This window comes from Thermostichus sp. MS-CIW-26 (genome assembly GCF_054059115.1).
The window spans coordinates 42,069-59,497 of sequence record NZ_JBSSBV010000015.1; the positions used below are offsets into that span (position 1 = coordinate 42,069).

Consider the following 17,429-nt stretch of genomic DNA (forward strand, 5'->3'; position numbering starts at 1 on the left):
AAGCCGAAAATTACTCCCATTGAGCCTTTGCCCTTGCCCCAGAAGCCTGTATGTCTTACGTCAAGACGATTGTCTGTTTCGCCAACTCCAGAAAAATGGCCGGTCGCTGTATTGCCGGCAAGGAATGGCAGAACGGAGAGCCAGGAGAATGGGTGCGTCCTGTCAGCAGCCGCCCGTCACATGAGGTCTCTGAACATGAGAGGTACTACGAGAGCGGTGGCGACCCAGAACTTCTTGATATTCTCTGTGTCTCTTGTGATACACCTCAGCCACTACCTCACCAGAGGGAGAACCACGTTATCAATCCAAAGCACCGCTGGAAAAAAGTTGGCCACCTGCCTTGGGAGGATATCAACAGTTGGCTAGACAACCCTGAGAATCTCTGGGGCACTGGCGAGAGCAGCTATGCTGGGTGGAACAACCGGTTAAGTGTCGGGCGAGAAAGCGGAGTTTCTCTTTACCTTGTACCGGTCGAGCATTTGCGTCTGTTGGTTGGTTACAAGGCACCAGGATACCCGAATTCTAAGCGTAGAGTACGCGGCGAGTTTGTATACAAGGGAGTAAAATACTGCATGGATGTTACCGATCCTGTGATTGAACGGGATTTCCTAATGGGCGAAGACGGTCAATATGACATCCCCGATCCGGTGCTGTGTGTTAGCCTTAGCGATCCCTACTTGGGCTATTACTACAAGCTGATAGCGGCTGTTCTCTACTCAGGTCGACTCATATGAAATCAGAGATCTACACGATTGGTCACTCAAACCACGAGATTGATTTTTTCATAGACTTACTGCGCCAGTACAACATCACCGGTATTGGCGACGTTCGCTCACGTCCATATAGCCGTTACGTCCCTCAATATTCACAAGAAAAGTTGAAAAGTGCTTTAGCGGCAGCAGGTATTGCTTACGTCTTTCTGGGCAAAGAATTGGGAGGACGTAGCGAAAATCCGAGCTGCTATGATCAGGGTAGGATTCAGTATGAACGACTGGCAAATGAGCCAGCCTTCCTCGAAGGGATCGACCGTCTGATCCAATGTTCTAGTCGGTATCGGATCGCACTGATGTGTGCTGAGAAAGACCCTATTGAATGTCATAGATCGTTGCTGGTGGCGCGTAAACTTTTTCAAAGTGGGATTCCGGTCAACCACATCTTGGCCAATGGCTCTTTGGAGACTCATGAGGCTCTAGAATCTCGTCTTCTTGCCCTTTGCAAACTTCCAGAGGGGGACTTGTTTAGAAGTCGGGAAGAGTGTATAGCCGAAGCCTATCTCATTCAAGGCAGGCGTGTCGCCTATCGAGATGAGAAAATGTCAAAAAATGATGAGCGGAGCGCGAGGCCATGAAGATATTTACGATAGGGTTTACGAAGAAAAGTGCAGAGCAATTTTTTAATCGCTTAAAACAGCCTGGTCTGGTTCGAGTTGTTGATACTCGACTTAATAACACCTCGCAACTGGCGGGATTCACGAAAAAGAGGGATCTAGAGTTTTTTCTTCGCGAGATCTGCAAGCTTGGATATGTTCATTTGCCGGAACTTGCACCAACTCAAGAGATTCTCGATGCTTACAAAGCCAGTGGTGAATGGTCTAACTACGAGAGACAGTTTTTGTCGCTGATGGCCGAGCGTCGCATTGAAGATCAAGTGGATAAAAGTATTCTCGATGGAGGGTGTCTGCTTTGTAGTGAAGCTACTCCTGAGCACTGTCATCGTAGGCTGGTTGCTGAATATTTGCACAGAAAATGGGGTGATGTTGAAATCGTGCATCTATGATAACTAAGAGCTGGCACTACGGATTTTTCCGATTTATGCAGCTACTCCGAGTTGCAGCAGGATTCCGGCAACACGGAGCGAAAGGGATCCCTGACTGCCCAACCGATTTGGAAACTCTCTCACCGACAGCAAGCTCAATACAGGGATCCCAGCTTGGGCAGATCCAACACATTGACATCTTTGGGGTTGACCTTGAGCAGATGATGGGCGAGCAGGAAGCCTGTGATCGTCTGGGTTTGGCTGCCCCATGCGTACCTCTGTTGGGTCATGGAAGTATTCCGCCTACTTTTGTTCGGGAATGACCTTGGTTTGAATGTTGCACCCGTTGCTGATGACATCGCCGTACTGTTGCCCCCGCAACACTGGGCCAGTGTTTGCCACCGTTGCTTTTGGATCCCAAGTTCCTGCGGGCAGCTAGCGTGTATGGTAGATGAAAGCTTGTTTTTGGGTCTTTCCCCGTCCCTATGCCCAGGGCTAGCACCTCTCGCCATCAGACCGACCCCCGCTTCAGCTCTGCTATCGCTCCACGACGCTTTCCCGAACAGGCCAAAGGGTTAAAGCCCCACCAACAAAAGCAACTGCAACGGCTCTATCAACTGCGCCTACCCCCCGACCGCTTGGTGACGGTGGAGTTTGCCCAACGGCTGGGATCCCTGACCCAAGAGTTGGAAGGCCGGCCCATCAGCGTTTACCTCAACCGGCGCGGCCAGGTGATCCGCGTAGGGGTGGGATCCCCTTTTGAAACCCAGATTCCCGCTTGGGAATTGCCCCGCCAGGGGGCCGAGCGCCTATCCGGGATCCGCTGCATCACCACCCAAATGGGGGAGGGGGGCCCCGGTCAAAAAGCGCTGACGGCCATGGCTTTGCAGCGTTTGGATGCCCTCATCACCCTTTCCGTGTCCAAGTCAGGAGGGCACCGACGCCGGGGAGGAGCGGCTACGGGCTTTGTTCACCGGGCCTATCTGGCCCATCTGCTGCCGGAGGGAGAGCGCCGTTGGCAGGTTTCTGAGCCTTTGCCTTTGGGGATCCTGGCAGAACAGGATCTGCAGGAGCTGGTGGCGGAGCTGGAGGATGGGTTTCGGCGCCAGTTGACCGCCCGCCAGGTGGATCTGGATCAGGATCGGGCCATCCTGGTGGGGCTGCAGGAGTCCGGGCAGAGCTACGAGGATCTCATGGATGGGTTGGCGGAGCTGAGCCGCCTGGTGGAGAGTGCCGGCGGACAGGTGCTGCAAGCCCTCTGGCAGAGGCGGGAGGGCCCCAATTCGGCCACGGTAATCGGATCCGGTAAGGTGCAAGAGCTGGCTCTGCTGGTCCAGGATCTGGGCGCTAACTTGGTGGTGTTCGACCGGGAACTTACCCCCAGCCAGGTGCGCACCCTGGAAGAGGCGGTGGGGGTGCGGGTGGTGGATCGCAGCGAGGTGATCCTGGATATTTTTGCCCAGCGGGCCAGAACCCGAGCCGGGAAGCTGCAGGTGGAGCTGGCGCAACTGCAGTATTTGCTGCCTCGCCTGGCCGGTCGCGGTCGCACCATGTCGCGGCTGGGGGGTGGGATCGGTACTCGGGGCCCGGGGGAAACCCAACTGGAAATGGAGCGGCGGGCCATCCAGCGGCGCATCAGCAAGCTGCGGCAAGAGGTGGAAGAGCTGCGCCGCCACCGCCAGCGGCTGCGCCAACGGCGCGAGGCATCCCAAATTCCCGTGGTGGCCCTGGTGGGCTACACCAACGCCGGCAAATCCACCCTCCTCAATGCCCTCACCCATGCCCAGGTCTACGTGGCCGACCAACTCTTTGCCACCTTGGATCCCACTACCCGGCGGCTGGATCTGCCCAACCGGCAGGCGGTCCTGCTGACCGACACGGTGGGATTTCTAACCGAATTGCCAGACCAACTGGTGGATGCCTTTCAAGCCACCCTGGAAGAGGTGACGGAAGCGGATGCCCTGCTGCATGTGGTGGATCTGTCTCACCCCAACTGGGAAGGACAGATCGAGGCGGTGGAAACCTTGCTGGACAAGCTGCCCTTGGCCACTGGTCCCCGCCAGCTGGTGTTCAACAAAATCGACCGCCTCGACCCCGAATGGGTGGAAGACGTCCGCCTGCTCTACCCCAAAGCCCTGTTTGTTTCCGCCACCACCGGCCAAAACCTGGATCAGTTGCGCCACACCCTGGCCCAATTTGCTGCAGTTCTAAGCCCCAACCCCTTCGATAGTCAGGAACCCAAGGATCCCTAAAAGCATTCCATAAGGATTTCCAAACCTGCATAGCTCATCTTCATCCGCCGTCAACATAAACATTCAGTTACATTGAGATCAGGATTGTGACCCGACTTAAAGTTAGGGAGAGAACATGGCCACCACTGCAGTTGCACCTCAAGTCGCACCTCGCCTGGCCCAGCCCCATCTGACGCTGCAAACTCTGCCCATCGGGGCCGACACCCTTGCCATTCGCTCCCAAGATTGGGATCGGGATCGATTTGACATCGAATTTGCTCTGGAAAATGGCACCACCTACAACTCCTTCTTGATTCGCGGCGAGAAGGTGGCCCTCATCGACACCTCCCACGAGAAGTTTCGCCAGTTGTACCTGGATTGCCTGCAAGGGATCGTGGATCCCACTGCGATCGACTACCTGGTGGTCAGCCACACCGAGCCAGATCACAGCGGCCTGGTTGGGGATCTGCTGGAGCTGGCGCCCCAGATGACGGTGGTGGCCTCCAAGGTGGCGGTGCAATTTCTGGAAGATCTGGTGCATCGGCCCTTCCAGCGGCTGGTGGTGAAACAGGGAGATCGCTTGGATCTGGGCAAGGGGCATGTCCTGGAATTTATCTCTGCCCCCAACTTGCACTGGCCCGACACCATCCTCACCTACGACCACGGCACCCAGATCCTTTACACCTGCGACGTGTTTGGGATGCACTACTGCGACGATTTCGCCTGGGACGAACATCCCCACCTGTTGCAGGCCGACTTCAAGCTCTACTACGACTGCCTCATGGGGCCCAACGCCCGCTCGGTGTTGTCCGCCCTGAAGCGCATGGAAGCCTTGCCTCCCATCGCTGCCATTGCTACCGGCCACGGCCCCCTACTGCGCCATCACCTGTCCGACTGGGTGGGGCAATATCGCACCTGGAGCCTCGAGCAGGCCAAAGCCGAGCGCCTGGTGGCAGTGTTCTACCTGTCCGGCTATGGCCAGGCGGAAACCTTGGCTCAAGCCATTGCCCGTGGGATCCAAAAAACCGGCATCCAGGTGGAGCTGGCAGATTTGCGGCTGGTGGATGCCCACGAGGTGCGGGAGCTGATGAGCTTGGCCGCCGGTGTGGTGATAGGCATGCCGCCCCAATCGGGGCCAGAGGCGGCCACTACCCAGGTGCTGCTGAAAACCCTGCTGGCCTCTGCCCACAGCAAGCAGGGCTTTGGCCTGTTCGAGTCAGGGGGGGAAGACGACGAGTCGGTGTACCTCTGCCGCAACACCCTGCAGGAGATCGGCGCCAAAGAGGTGTTTGCCCCCATTCTGCTTAAGCAGCCTGCCGGCGAGGCTCTGCTGCAACTGGCCGAAGAAGCAGGTACCGACCTAGGGCAGTGGCTGACCCGGGATCGCAGCATTCAGCAGATGAAAGCCTTGGATGCCGACCTGGATCGCGCCCTGGGCCGCATTAGCAATGGCCTCTACATCATCACTGCCCGCAAAGGGCAAGCCACCAGCGCTATGCTCGCCTCCTGGGTAGCCCAAGCCAGCACCGATCCGCCGGGGATCAGCATTGCGGTGGCCAAGGATCGGGCCATCGAATCCTTCCTGCAGGTGGGAGATACCTTCGTGTTAAACGTGCTGCAAGAAGGCCATTACCAACCCTTGATGCGCCACTTCCTGAAGCGATTTCCACCGGGAGCCGACCGCTTTGCCGGGATCAAGACCTACCCTGCTGCTAACGGATCCCCCATCTTGGCCGATGCTTTGGCCTACCTGGAGTGCCGCGTGGTGAGCCGCCTGGAAACCAGCGATCACTGGGTGGTGTACAGCACCCTAGAAGCTGGTCGGGTCTCCAGCCCAGAGGGCCTTACTGCCATCCACCACCGCAAGGTGGGGAATCATTACTGATTGAGGCGTGAGCAGTGAGAAGGGAGAAGTGAGAGATGATCCCTCACCTCCAGCCCTTCTCCCTGGGGAAGCTGGGATCCCTGTAGCGAACAGACTCACAAAAACTTCAATAGGACTGCCGATAGACCAACCCACTGGGATGTAGGAAGAAGGGGCTGTCTTCTCCCAGGCGGATCCCGATCTGCTCCAGCTGTTCCCCTTGGCGGGTCGCAGGCCCTAAGGGCAGCCCCTCTGTTCCCTGTTGAATCCTTTGGGATCCCTGCTGGGCTGGCCGATAAGGGACGCTGCCCAAACCCGAAGAGAGGGGATCCGAGGGGGCATACCTCTGTCGCCAGCGCTGGTAGGGGCTGACCGGTTCGCGAAAATGTTGCGTAGCGATAACCTCTGCCTTGTCGAGTGCAGTAGCAGTGTGGAGCACTTTCTGGGCTGTCGAGAGAGTAGAGGCAAGTGTTGACGATTCTGACAACTGCAACTGTGAAGAGGGCGAAAGGACGACCACCGGGCATGGCTCAGCTTGTGCCCAAGCCCCCGGCGCAAAAAACAAGGCCAGAAGGCAACCGCTCCAGCAAAAGAAGATGGCACGCCGCACGGGAAGATCCCTCCATAAGCTCAACCCAGCCGCTTCTCAGGCCATTTTCTGAAGAGGCAGGACTGAGAGCGCAGCTCCCATCTTGCCCATGCCAATTTGCAGGCCGAGTGACCGGGATCCCCTTGGCTGGGTGATCTGGATCAGCAGACCCACTCTTGACCCAAAAGTGCTGCGAGGCCCCCAGCTCATCCGCACCGCTAGAGCAACTGACTATAGGGGTGTATGGTCATTTCAATTCAAACTTCGATTCAAACTAGGACATTGCACCCACACCTCAAACAGTGAATGATTGAATGCACGAGGCCAGAAGGCTTTTCAAGGACTCCGTCCCGCTGGCGCGATCGGTAGTCCAGGCGTCTCACCCTAAACTGAAACGACCATAAAGCGCGGTGTCCCAAGCGAGATTTCAGCGGCAGGGCAGTCAACTGCTGAAAAAATGTGCTTTGAGTGCCAAAGTTTTGGCTTGTTTCCGCGAACGGTGCCCAAGGGCAAGGAGCATGTCATGAAACCGCGGATTTGCCAGGATAGTCTGCGCTGCTGACCCGTACATAGGCGTGCCAAGCCAAGTCCAGCAGGCCATCCAACACCGCTGCAGCCACTGCCGGGCCTCCTTTGCGTCCCTCAGTGCGGATGTGGGGCACCATGGAATCGGCTAGCTCCTGCTTGGCTTGCACCACGTTCACAAACCCAGCCGGCGTGGCGATGACCAGAGCAGGGGCCACCTCCTTCTTTCTAATCAGCTGCACCAAGGTGGAGAGGGCAGTCTGGGATTGGCCAATCACAAAGATCGCCTCAGGGTAGCGTTGGGCCAGGGTTTCCAAGCCCCAAGCGGAGCGGGTCTTGTCCCTTTGGGGACGGGTAATCGCTTCGCTGCCGCAGTAGATGGGGTTGGAAAAGGTGTTCTGAACAGCCCAGGCAATGCCCACCTGTACCATCGGCTCATCGACCACAATGGTGGTACGCGCTGCCAAGGCCGCCGCCCCAGCCTGTAAGGCTTCGTTACCAAAACGGATGAGGTTTAAGTACTCAAAGTCGGCAGTAGCATAAATAACCCGACGAACCACCTCGTACTCAGCAGGAGAAAGCTCGTGCTTGCCCACCTCCTGGTCGATGATCATCAAACTCTCTGCATCGGTTACGTGCCACTCCATCGATCCCAGACCCCGCCCGCCGTTTGTCCTCAGTAATGACAGGATTGTACCTGCAGAGGCTCCAATGGGTGGGAAAAACCATCGCTCAACCTGGGGGCCAGCCCATCCCCCGACCGCCCAGAACGTGAATGTGGAGATGAAAGACGGTTTGCCCGCCGTCTTCTCCTTCGTTGATCACCAATCGGTAGCCTTTATTTAAACCTGCCTCGGCAGCCACCCGCTGAGCGGTCAGCAGGAGATGTCCCAGCAATGCCTCATGTTCGGGCTTGGCCTGGGAAATGCCGGGGATGGGCTCTTTGGGCACCACCAAAATGTGTACAGGGGCTTGGGGGGCAATATCTTTGAAGGCCAGGGCTCTATCGTCTTCGTAAACGATTTGTGCAGGGATCTCCCTGCGAATAATCCTGCCGAAAACTGTGTCGCTCATGGGTGCTCACAAATTAGTTCTGCCCTTAGCCTACCTGCTAACCGCACATTCTCCCACCCAGGTGGCGAGAGTGGCGCTCGGCACCTACTGCTTCAGCAGCCATTCAAATTCCTGCCGCAGTGATTGAATATGCCCCACTCGCGAGACCAACAGCGCATCTCGCCCGGCATCGCGAAAACGAGAGCGCCACAAACTCACCAAATCGGGGTTGCTGCACCAAAAGCGGATAACAGCGTCGACCAACTGATCCAAGTCCCAGCCGCGCCGGGCCGGCACTTCCTCCAGGGATCCCAGCAACGCATCGAGGGTGCAGGAGCTGGTACCCAGGTATTCCACCCCACAGGGCCGCTGGGCCAGCTTCTGTTGCTGATGAAAGAACTGTAGAGCAGGGGCGATGCCGATGATCTCGAAGGTGTAAACCATGTTGCTCCGCAACGCTGACGCGACTGGGCTCAGTCCTACAGAGTTTTTTGCGAAAGATTCTAAAAAGGGGGCTAGCAGTCTCAAAACCAAATCAAGGTTGGGATCCCTTCCCAACTATCCTCGATCTGATCCTGGATGTTAGGTATTGATTATACTCAACTTGGGCAAAATGCCAAGGCAAAGGACAGGCAGATCCCTGCGTGGCGAAATACTTTTGCGCCACAGAGGAAGGCTTTGCCTGATGGGTACTCCCTCGTTCAGCTCTGTGTAAATAATCTGTGCAGAAATCTGTGCAGATAAGAGGTAAAGCTGCTAGCAAACACAAGTGAGGACTGCTAGCATCCAATGGGATCTTTTGCTAATTGGCTTTAGCTACACAACTACAGCCCACTAAGGGACCACGGGATACGGTTGTATGGTCATTCTAGGCTAATTGAGACACTCCCCAAGCGTTCCGCGCCGCTGCCGCGACCACCCCCAGCCCCTTTCCCAGAGGGAGTCATCCCTCACCCCCAACCCCTCTCCCAAAGGGAGAGGGGAGTTAGGAAGCAATACAACAGAAATCTTTCAGTTCTGTTTAAAATGACTATAAACCTGCTTGTTTTAAACCTCGTTGGGGTCAAGCCTCGGAAACACGATTTTTGTATCCCCCAGTTTGTGAACAGGCTGTATTGTCACCTGCCTTTTCTGCAGACATTGAAGCAGACATTGAAGATTGTGACTTGAGGCAAGCAAAAGCACAGGCATCAAAAAACTGGCGTGGCCGCATTCTCCGACCGCGCCACCAGCTCAAGCCCTCTCCTCTATCCAAGTCGGTATTGCGTCTTGGGCCTTTTCTTGAGTGGGGGGGAGTTGAAACTGAATGCGCGGCTGCCCTACCCCATACGTGAGGGTGTAGCTCCACTGCAGGCAGCGCAGCCACAGGCGGGGGTAACGCGCTTCTAGCCAGGGCTGCAGGCGACGCAGCAGATTTGGAAGCCAGCCCCTGAACAAAGTAGAGGTCAAGGCCAGGCCGGTATAGCTGAAGTAGGTGGGCAGCCACTGGGCAAAGCCTTTGGCCCCTACGGCCTCCCAGATCCACAGCAGCAGCCGTGGGTTTTGTAGGGCAGCTTTGATGGCCATGCGGTTAAAGGCCAGCCAGCCAGCCCGGTCTTTGATGAAATCGTCCACCACCTCCGGCGGCTCGGTGGCGAGAATGCCGAAAAAGCTGTTGAGAGTGGCATTGATGCGCTCGGGGGGCAGCACCTTGCCGGTGGGCACCATCATCCCCCGCGAGAAGAGCCAGGTGACGGCCGAGTTGCCCTGGTAGGCCCGGATCTGGGCTAAGTCCGCCGCCCTGAGCAGGTCGTGGCGCAGCGCCGTATTCAGCAGATCGCACAGGCGGGGGCAATTGCGCACCAGGGATCCAAAGCCGGTAAAGCTAAGGGGCGATTGCATAGCCGCCGCATCCCCTATGAGCAGTATCCGGTCAAAGGGTTCCGAAGACTCCGCCCCGCTGCCGCGAACAGGGTGCCGGGGCTGGCCAAATCGTCCGGGGATATAGCCGAAGGTCGCTTTTTTCCACTGCAGGCGCTCTGGGTCGCAGCGGCGGTATTCCGGCAGAATGGTGAAAAAATCTTCGTACAGTTCCAGCAGGGATCCGGGGTTTTCCGGATGCACCTGGTGGTAGTGGAACAGATAAAAGGTAAGATCTTCGCCTGGGCCGGGGAACAGCTCCCAAATGAGTTGCCGACCGCGGCTGATGTCCCCGTGGCTGGCCAGAATGTCCCCAAACTGGGGATCCCATACCCCTGGCTCAAACCCCCCCGCAATGGTAGCCCCCACCGTGGGGCAGACGCTATCAAAAGCCCGATGGCGGTAAAGCTGCTGGGCAATGGGAGAGACTGTTCCCATAGCATCCACCACAAGGCGGGATCCCAGCCGAAACTCCTCGCCGGTGGGCAAATCCTTCAAAACCAGCGTGACGCCTTGTTCGCCAACATAGGCCCGCTGAAACTCGGTGCGCTCGTAGATAGCTCCCCCGCAGGAAGTGAGGATTTGGCCACAGAGCTGCAATAGCTTTTCCGCGTCAATGGCCAGATTGAGTACCGTCGGCGTGTGCAAAACGGGAGCGCGAACCGGGCTATTGCCGTCAAAAAACTTGTTGAACCCATCCGTGTATTCCCGCAGGATCAAGCTCTCCATCTGCTCGGCGCTCAAAAGGCCCAAATCCACCAGGGTTTGCAGCTCCCGCCGGGAGATGTTCCACTCGCGGTTCATGCGGCCAAAAGGGAGTCGCTCCACCAAGGCCACGCGGTAGCCCAAGCGAGCCATGGCCGCTCCATAGATGGCTCCCAGCGCTCCTCCCACGATGGCCAGATCCCACTCCACCGGGGCCGGCTCAGGGGCAGGCTGGCGAAACAAGACCGGCTGAGCAGGGCGGTGGGCTGCGTGGCAATGTTGCACTTCTTCCCGCCAGCGCTTTTCCCACCAGTACACCCGCTGCAGGTCAAATTCTCCATTGGGGATCCGCCGAAAATACTTCACCGTTTGCGGGTAGAAAGGCTCAAGCTGATCGAAGATGGATCCCCGGTTCAGATCGATCTGGGGCAACTGCGGGTAGCGGTGGGGAAATTGGCTTTGAATGGCCTGTTCCAGCTCTCCCAGCCAGCGAGCTTGGCGGGGGAAGGGCTGTTCCGACCACTGGAACACCTTGAGATAGGTAGTGTTCAGCCCCGACCACAAGAAAAGGGCCAGCTCAGCGCCGGATCCCTGTAGGCGCAAGCCCGTGGGGGTAAGAACCTTCTGGCTGCCTTGGGGCAGGGGGATACACTCCTGTAGCCAGCGCAGCACTTGAGCACTATCGGGGCAAGGGATCTCGCGGTAGTAAAGGGAAGTAAGCACGGCGCCGAGATAAGAAACCGAGCAAATCTTTACCCATTGTGACATGAGGGGATCCCTCCCTTTGCCGATCCCAGGGATCACCCTCTACCCAGTTGTTCCCCGAGCTGCAGATCGGCAGGGGTGTTGCAATTGGTGAGCATCCTCTCAAGGGACTCCGTCCCGCTGTCGGGAACGGCCAGGGGTAGGATGGCTGTTGGCACCTGGGATAGCCAGACCTGAAAGGATCTTCCTCCTGCCTGCAAGAAACTCTCCAGAGAACCTAGCTGCGCCAGGCGATAGAAGCCACACAGGGGCTCCCAGCCCCGCTGACTTTTGGGCAGGGCGGCCACCGTCTGAGGGGGCAGGGTGGCAAGGCGCTGTCGCCAATCCCCAAGAACCTGCTCCTGCAAGCAGGGCAGATCGCAGGCCAGCAGCAGGATCCACTCCGGGGGAGCAGCCAAGGTTTGTAGCCGCCGGATCCCCTCTTGAAAGGCCAGCAGCGGGCCTCGGTGTTGCTCCGCAATGCTGTCCCGACCACGTGGGTCTTGCCCGACCAGGGGGGGAACGTTTTCCCGCCAGAGATGCCAACCGGGATCCACCACCGACGCATAGCGCTCCGGCCAGGGGGTGAGGATGTAAACCGCGTCGGCGCAGGCTGCTGCCACCTGAGCCACCCGTCGCAGCAGGGGGATCCCATCCCAAAGCACCAAGGCTTTGTCGGATCCCATGCGGCGGCTGTTGCCCCCGGCCAAGATCAGAGCCACGACCGCAGGCAGGGAATCTTCAGACATCTTGGGCATGCGGCTTTTCCACAGGGTTGCCGAGCACCAGGTATGGGTGGAGGAATAGGATAGGGATCCCATCCTCTCCTCACTCTAGCCGCTATGTCTGAGCCCTCTGGTCGTCTGGTTTGGAACCACTCCACCCACATCTCAGGGTTGATCCCTGTTTTGGAACGCCTGACCCGGCAGGCGGGCATTAAAACCGTGACGCCGGGCGCTCTGTCCTGCAGCCGTGGGCGGATCCCCCAGTTGCAGTTGCGGGTTTCGGTGCCGATCCGGGGCGGGTACAAGCTGGTGGCCCGCAAGGGAAGCAGCGTGCAAGAGGTGTTTGTGGTAACGGATCTCAGCCAAACCGAGCTAGAGGCGGCTATTCTCCGCTGTTTGTAGTCAACTGTTTGTAGTCAACCGAGCCTCGTTATTGCTCCGCAACACTGTCCCGACCCAGAACTTCGTCCTGCTGGGGCAAATGGCACATCAGTTGAGGATGAGTTAGCTATGTCTCGTGCTAGTCTCAAGCCCGCCCGTATCAGCGCTGTTTTACCCGGATCCCTGGCAGCAGAAGTGGGCATCCAACCTGGAGAGGCCCTGGTCAGCATCAACGGCGAACGCCCCCGCGATCTCATCGACTACCGCTTCCTGATCGCCGAGGAGTATGTAAGCCTGGAGATCTTGGATAGCCAAGGGATCCCGCGCACAGTTGAGCTGGAGAAGGGAATCGACGAGGATCTGGGGCTAGAGTTTGAGACAGCCCTGTTCGATGGCCTGATCCAGTGCGCCAACGCTTGCCCCTTTTGCTTCATCGACCAACAACCTCCGGAAATGCGGGCAACGCTGCACCTCAAGGACGACGACTACCGCCTCAGCTTTCTCTACGGCAGCTACCTCACCCTCACCAACTTGCCTGCTGCCGAATGGGAGCGCATCGCTCGCCTGCGCCTTTCTCCCCTCTACGTGTCAGTGCATGCTACCGACCCGGAGCTGCGCAGCCGCTTGCTCAAAAACCCGCGGGCTGGCCTGATTTTGGAGCAGTTGGCCTGGTTTCGCCAGCATCGCTTGCAACTGCACGCACAGGTGGTGGTCTGCCCAGGCTGGAACGATGGGTATCACCTCACCCGCACACTCCTCGATTTGGCCGCCTTTCGCCGGCCCGTAGACGGGATCCCCACCGTCCTCTCGGCAGCAGTGGTGCCGGTGGGGTTGACGCGCTTTCGCCCCCCTGGTGATGAGCTGGTTCCTGTCGATGCGGCCAAGGCCCGAGAAGTGATCCGGCAGGTGGAAACCTTGCAGGTCGGGTTTCGGCAAGAATTGGGATCCACCTTTGCCTGGCTGGCCGATGAGTGGTATCTGCTGGCGGGGTGGGAACTGCCCCCGGCAGAGCACTATGAAGATTACCCCCAACTGGGGAATGGCGTGGGATCCCTGCGGCTTTTCCTCAGCCAGTTCGAGCAGCTCAAACTGCCGCCTGAGCTCCCTTCTCCCCTCAAGGTTCTGTGGGTGGTGGGCAATGCCGTAGAGCAAGCCTTCCAGCCTGTGGTGGAGCAGATGAACCGCATCCGCGGGCTGCAGTTGGATCTTTTGCCTATTGCCAGCCAATTTTGGGGACAAACCCTGACGGTAACCGGGCTGCTGACGGGCCAAGATGTCTTGAATGCCTTGAAATCGGTTGAAAACTTGGCGGCCTACGATGGGCTGCTGCTACCTCAGATTGCCCTTAAGGATGGGGAGCGCTTTTTGGACGATCTGACCTGGCAAGAGGTGCAGGCCCAGGTGGGGATCCCGGTGGTGCGGGTGGACGGCGGGCCGGCAGGCTTGGTGCAGGCGGTGCAACAGCTAGAACAGGGCTATGCCTACGGCACCCTGTGTTGTTCCGCAACGCTCGGGCGAAGGGAAACTGCACCGCTGACGCGACCAAGAACAGCTTTGAGCCGAGGATCCTGAGGCGATGCAGAGGTTGCGGCGAGGATTGTTTCTGCTGCTGGGGGTGGGGCTGGGGATCCTGGCCATCACGGGCTTGGCGGCTTTCTACGTAGATCTGGCCTGGTTTGCCGAGCTGAATGCCCTGCCGGTGCTGTGGACGCGGGTAATTGCCCGCTGGGGGCTGGGCCTGGGCGCTTTCCTCTTTGCCCTGGCGGTGGTGGGATCCAACATCTGCTCCTGCTGGCGGGGGGCAACCTTGACCGGGGCCTGGGCGATTGCCACAGGTTTGAGTGGCTTCTTTGCTTGGTCTCTTTCCAATCACTGGTTCACGCTGTTGCTCTGGCTGAACCAGGGGCCCGTCGGGGAGTCGGATCCCATTTTCAACCGCGATCTCGGCTTTTTTCTCTTCAGCCTGCCTTTCTGGGAGACGGTGCAGCAGTGGTGCTTCAACCTGGTGCTGCTCACCTTGATTGCCGTTGTCCTCATCTACTTGGTAGAGCTGGGGCTTTCCGAGCAACGGCTGACCTTGGCCCTTTCTCTCTATGCCCAGCGGCACCTGCTGATCTTGGGGGGATCCCTGTTTCTCATTCGGGCTTGGGGCCATTGGCTGGAGCGCTACGAGCTGCTCTATTCCACCCGCGGCGTTGTGTTTGGGGCCGGTTTTGCCGATGTGCATGCAACTCTGCCGGCCACGACCTTGATGAGCGGGGTGGCGGGCTTGACGGCAGTGGGGTTCTGGGCTTTGGCTCGCCAAGGGATCCGCCTCAACCTTCCTTTCCTCAAGTCCTGGTGCCCTTCCTGGGCCAGCTCTCTCCTGGCGCCGGCCATCCTCTGGGGGGCCTACCTGGGGTTTGGGCTGCTGACCACCCAACTTTACCCCCAACTGGTGCAGACCTTCTTGGTCACCCCCAACGAGCTGGAGCTGGAGCGCCCCTACATCGAGGACAACATCCGTTTTACCCGTGCTGGCTTTGGCCTGGCCGATGTCGAAGTCCAACCCTTCCCGGAAGGGGGAGCCCTCACCTGGGAGATCCTGCAGCAGAATCAATCCACCCTGAGCAACGTGCGCCTCTGGGATGCGGAGCCTCTATTGGCCACCTACCGCCAACTGCAAGAAATCCGCCCCTACTACCAATTTCCCTATGTGAATGTGGATCGCTACCGCATTGGGGGAGAATTGCGCCAAGTTATGCATGCCGCCCGCGAGCTGGACTTTGCCCAGGTGCCCCCCGCCGCCCAAACCTGGGTTAACCGGCGGTTTTTCTACACCCACGGCTATGGCCTCACCCTCAGCCCGGTGAACGTGGTGACCCCTGAGGGCCTGCCGGACTTTTTCCTGTCGGATATTCCGCCGCGGGTTTCTCCTCGCTACCCTGAGGTGGCCTCCGTCTTGCGGGTGGAGCAGCCGGCCCTCTACTATGGCGAGCTGACCACCACCGATGTTTTCGTGGGCGCTGAGGCGCGGGAATTGGACTACCCTGCAGCAGAGCGCTATGTGTACAGCAGCTATCAGGGCAGCGGTGGCGTGCCCATTCCCCACCTCTGGCAGCGGTTTCTCTACGCCTGGCATTTTGGCGATCTGCGCATCCTTCTCAGCCGCGAGCTGTCTTCTGCCACCCGCTTTCTCTATCGCCGCCAAATCCGCGAGCGCATCCGTCGGGTGATGCCCTTTTTGCTCTACGACCGGGATCCCTACCTAGTGATCGGAGATGGCAAGCTCTACTGGTTTTTCGATGCCTATACCACCAGCAGCCGCTACCCCTACTCGGAGCACCTGCCCGGCTTTCCCTTCAACTACATCCGCAACTCGGTCAAGGCGGTGATGGACGCCTACAACGGCAGCATCGACTGGTACATCGCCGACCCTCAGGATCCCCTCATCCAAGCCTACGCCCGCATCTACCCCACCCTCTTCAAGCCTCTGGAGGCAATGCCGGAGCCGCTGCGGCAACACATCCGCTATCCCCAAGACCTCTTCCGCCTGCAAGCGCAGCAGTTTGCCACCTACCACATGACGGATCCCCGCCTCTTCTACAACCGCGAGGATCAATGGCAGATCCCCGGCCAGTTCCGCAATCGACGGCGCATTCCCATGCAGCCGCAGTATCTCATTCTCACCTTGCCGAGGGATCCCCAAGGGGTTGCAAACCACACTCCTGAGTTCGTCCTCCTCTCCCCCTATGCCCCTGTTAACAAGCAGAACATGGTGGCTTGGATAGCGGCCCGCTGCGACGGGGAAAACTACGGCAAGCTCCTGGTGTACGAGTTTTCCAAGCAACGGCTCATCTATGGCCCGGAACAGGTGGAAGCACGGGTCAATCAGGATCCCTTAATCTCCGAGCAAATTTCCCTCTGGAACCAGCATGGGTCGCGGGTGAACCTGGGCACGCTGCTGGTCATTCCTATCGAGACTTCTTTGCTCTATGTTCAGCCCCTTTACATCGAAGCAGAACAGGGCCGCTTGCCTCAGCTCACCCGGGTGATCGCTGCCTACGAAGACCGGGTGGTGATGGAACCGACTCTCGGCCAGGCCTTAGAAGCCCTCTTTCTGCCGAGGGGCAGCCGATAGAGAAAGGGATCCCCTCCTCATTTTTGAGGCAGGTAGTTGACGAAACTTAACGGATGTTTTAAGTTTAGGTTGTCAATCTTCGCGCTTCCTTAGGGAAGTTTGTCCTCATGACTACTGTTATCCAACGTCGCTCAACCAGCAACGTGTGGGAGCAGTTCTGCGAGTGGGTCACCTCCACCGATAACCGCCTTTACATTGGCTGGTTTGGGGTGCTGATGATTCCCACCCTCCTGACTGCCACCACCTGCTTTATCATCGCCTTCATTGGGGCTCCGCCGGTGGACATCGACGGCATCCGCGAGCCCGTTTCCGGTTCCTTGCTGTACGGGAACAACATCATTTCTGGGGCTGTAGTGCCCTCTTCGGCAGCCATTGGCCTGCACTTTTACCCGATTTGGGAAGCCGCCTCACTGGACGAGTGGCTGTACAACGGCGGTCCGTACCAGCTGATTGTGCTGCACTTTTTGATTGGGGTGTTCTGCTACATGGGACGCGAATGGGAGCTGAGCTACCGTTTGGGGATGCGGCCCTGGATTGCGGTGGCTTACTCTGCGCCCGTGGCAGCGGCCACAGCAGTGTTTTTGATTTACCCGATTGGGCAGGGGTCGTTCTCGGATGGGATGCCCCTGGGGATTTCGGGGACCTTCAACTTCATGCTGGTGTTCCAGGCAGAGCACAACATCCTGATGCACCCGTTCCACCAGCTGGGCGTGGCTGGCGTGTTTGGGGGTGCGCTGTTTAGTGCCATGCACGGGTCGCTGGTGACCTCGAGCCTGATTCGGGAGACCTCGGAAGAGGAGTCTCAGAACCTGGGGTACAAGTTTGGGCAAGAGGAAGA

The 17,429-nt window shown here is 58.3% G+C and carries 16 protein-coding genes; 9 read left to right on the top strand and 7 right to left on the bottom strand.

Going from position 1 to position 17,429, the window contains the following annotated elements:
• Positions 1-50 precede the first annotated feature (50 nt).
• Genes ACVWZU_RS06985 through ACVWZU_RS06995 form a run of 3 tightly spaced genes read left to right on the top strand, consistent with a single transcriptional unit; the run spans position 51 to position 1,776 of the window.
• On the top strand, positions 51-734 hold the full coding sequence (locus ACVWZU_RS06985; RefSeq protein WP_011432051.1) for a dual OB domain-containing protein: 684 nt from the start codon (positions 51-53) through the stop codon (positions 732-734).
• Positions 731-1,348 (top strand): DUF488 domain-containing protein, encoded by a 618-nt coding sequence (locus ACVWZU_RS06990; RefSeq protein ID WP_457444065.1) that lies wholly within the window; start codon positions 731-733, stop codon positions 1,346-1,348. Before ACVWZU_RS06985 ends, ACVWZU_RS06990 begins: the two co-directional genes overlap by 4 nt.
• On the top strand, positions 1,345-1,776 hold the full coding sequence (locus ACVWZU_RS06995; RefSeq protein ID WP_457394941.1) for a DUF488 domain-containing protein: 432 nt from the start codon (positions 1,345-1,347) through the stop codon (positions 1,774-1,776). Before ACVWZU_RS06990 ends, ACVWZU_RS06995 begins: the two co-directional genes overlap by 4 nt.
• A gap of 134 nt (positions 1,777-1,910) precedes the next feature.
• Here the strand turns inward: ACVWZU_RS06995 and ACVWZU_RS07000 are convergent, their stop codons facing one another.
• Entirely contained in the window at positions 1,911-2,045 is a 135-nt protein-coding gene (locus ACVWZU_RS07000) for a glycoside hydrolase 100 family protein (RefSeq protein ID WP_238376854.1), read from the bottom strand.
• A 195-nt stretch (positions 2,046-2,240) separates the two neighbouring features.
• Between ACVWZU_RS07000 and hflX the strand changes: the two genes are divergently transcribed.
• Both hflX and ACVWZU_RS07010 read left to right on the top strand, forming a co-directional pair.
• Positions 2,241-4,007, top strand: a complete 1,767-nt coding sequence (hflX, locus tag ACVWZU_RS07005; protein ID WP_457444068.1) for a GTPase HflX — start codon at positions 2,241-2,243, stop codon at positions 4,005-4,007.
• A 115-nt stretch (positions 4,008-4,122) separates the two neighbouring features.
• Positions 4,123-5,871 (top strand): diflavin flavoprotein, encoded by a 1,749-nt coding sequence (locus ACVWZU_RS07010; RefSeq protein WP_457444070.1) that lies wholly within the window; start codon positions 4,123-4,125, stop codon positions 5,869-5,871.
• A 106-nt stretch (positions 5,872-5,977) separates the two neighbouring features.
• Here ACVWZU_RS07010 and ACVWZU_RS07015 read toward each other — a convergent pair whose 3' ends face one another.
• The 6 genes from ACVWZU_RS07015 to ACVWZU_RS07040 all read right to left on the bottom strand — a co-directional run bounded on the left by ACVWZU_RS07015 (position 5,978) and on the right by ACVWZU_RS07040 (position 12,186).
• Positions 5,978-6,460 carry a hypothetical protein gene (locus ACVWZU_RS07015; RefSeq protein ID WP_457444072.1) on the bottom strand — a complete coding sequence of 161 codons (483 nt, stop codon included), beginning with the start codon at positions 6,458-6,460 and terminating at the stop codon, positions 5,978-5,980.
• Between the two features lie 500 nt (positions 6,461-6,960).
• Positions 6,961-7,611, bottom strand: coding sequence for a precorrin-8X methylmutase (locus ACVWZU_RS07020; protein WP_414342089.1), 651 nt, complete (start codon positions 7,609-7,611; stop codon positions 6,961-6,963).
• An 85-nt stretch (positions 7,612-7,696) separates the two neighbouring features.
• Positions 7,697-8,038 (bottom strand): histidine triad nucleotide-binding protein, encoded by a 342-nt coding sequence (locus ACVWZU_RS07025; RefSeq protein WP_457444074.1) that lies wholly within the window; start codon positions 8,036-8,038, stop codon positions 7,697-7,699.
• An 84-nt stretch (positions 8,039-8,122) separates the two neighbouring features.
• Positions 8,123-8,461: a hypothetical protein gene (locus ACVWZU_RS07030; protein WP_414390140.1), complete on the bottom strand. Its 339-nt coding sequence runs from the start codon at positions 8,459-8,461 to the stop codon at positions 8,123-8,125.
• A gap of 789 nt (positions 8,462-9,250) precedes the next feature.
• Positions 9,251-11,389 (bottom strand): FAD-dependent oxidoreductase, encoded by a 2,139-nt coding sequence (locus ACVWZU_RS07035; protein ID WP_457444076.1) that lies wholly within the window; start codon positions 11,387-11,389, stop codon positions 9,251-9,253.
• 32 nt (positions 11,390-11,421) lie between these two features.
• Positions 11,422-12,186 carry a molybdenum cofactor guanylyltransferase gene (locus ACVWZU_RS07040; RefSeq protein ID WP_457444078.1) on the bottom strand — a complete coding sequence of 255 codons (765 nt, stop codon included), beginning with the start codon at positions 12,184-12,186 and terminating at the stop codon, positions 11,422-11,424.
• Between the two features lie 21 nt (positions 12,187-12,207).
• Here ACVWZU_RS07040 and ACVWZU_RS07045 point away from each other — a divergent pair, with 21 nt between their 5' ends.
• The 4 genes from ACVWZU_RS07045 to ACVWZU_RS07060 form a co-directional block, all read left to right on the top strand.
• On the top strand, positions 12,208-12,492 hold the full coding sequence (locus ACVWZU_RS07045; protein ID WP_011432039.1) for a DUF2103 domain-containing protein: 285 nt from the start codon (positions 12,208-12,210) through the stop codon (positions 12,490-12,492).
• Between the two features lie 108 nt (positions 12,493-12,600).
• Positions 12,601-14,043, top strand: a complete 1,443-nt coding sequence (locus tag ACVWZU_RS07050; RefSeq protein WP_457444081.1) for a TIGR03279 family radical SAM protein — start codon at positions 12,601-12,603, stop codon at positions 14,041-14,043.
• Between the two features lie 4 nt (positions 14,044-14,047).
• Complete coding sequence (locus ACVWZU_RS07055; protein WP_457444083.1) at positions 14,048-16,591, top strand: UPF0182 family membrane protein; 2,544 nt, start codon at positions 14,048-14,050, stop codon at positions 16,589-16,591.
• Between the two features lie 107 nt (positions 16,592-16,698).
• On the top strand, positions 16,699-17,429 hold a 731-nt coding region (locus ACVWZU_RS07060), incomplete at its 3' end, for a photosystem II q(b) protein (protein ID WP_457444085.1).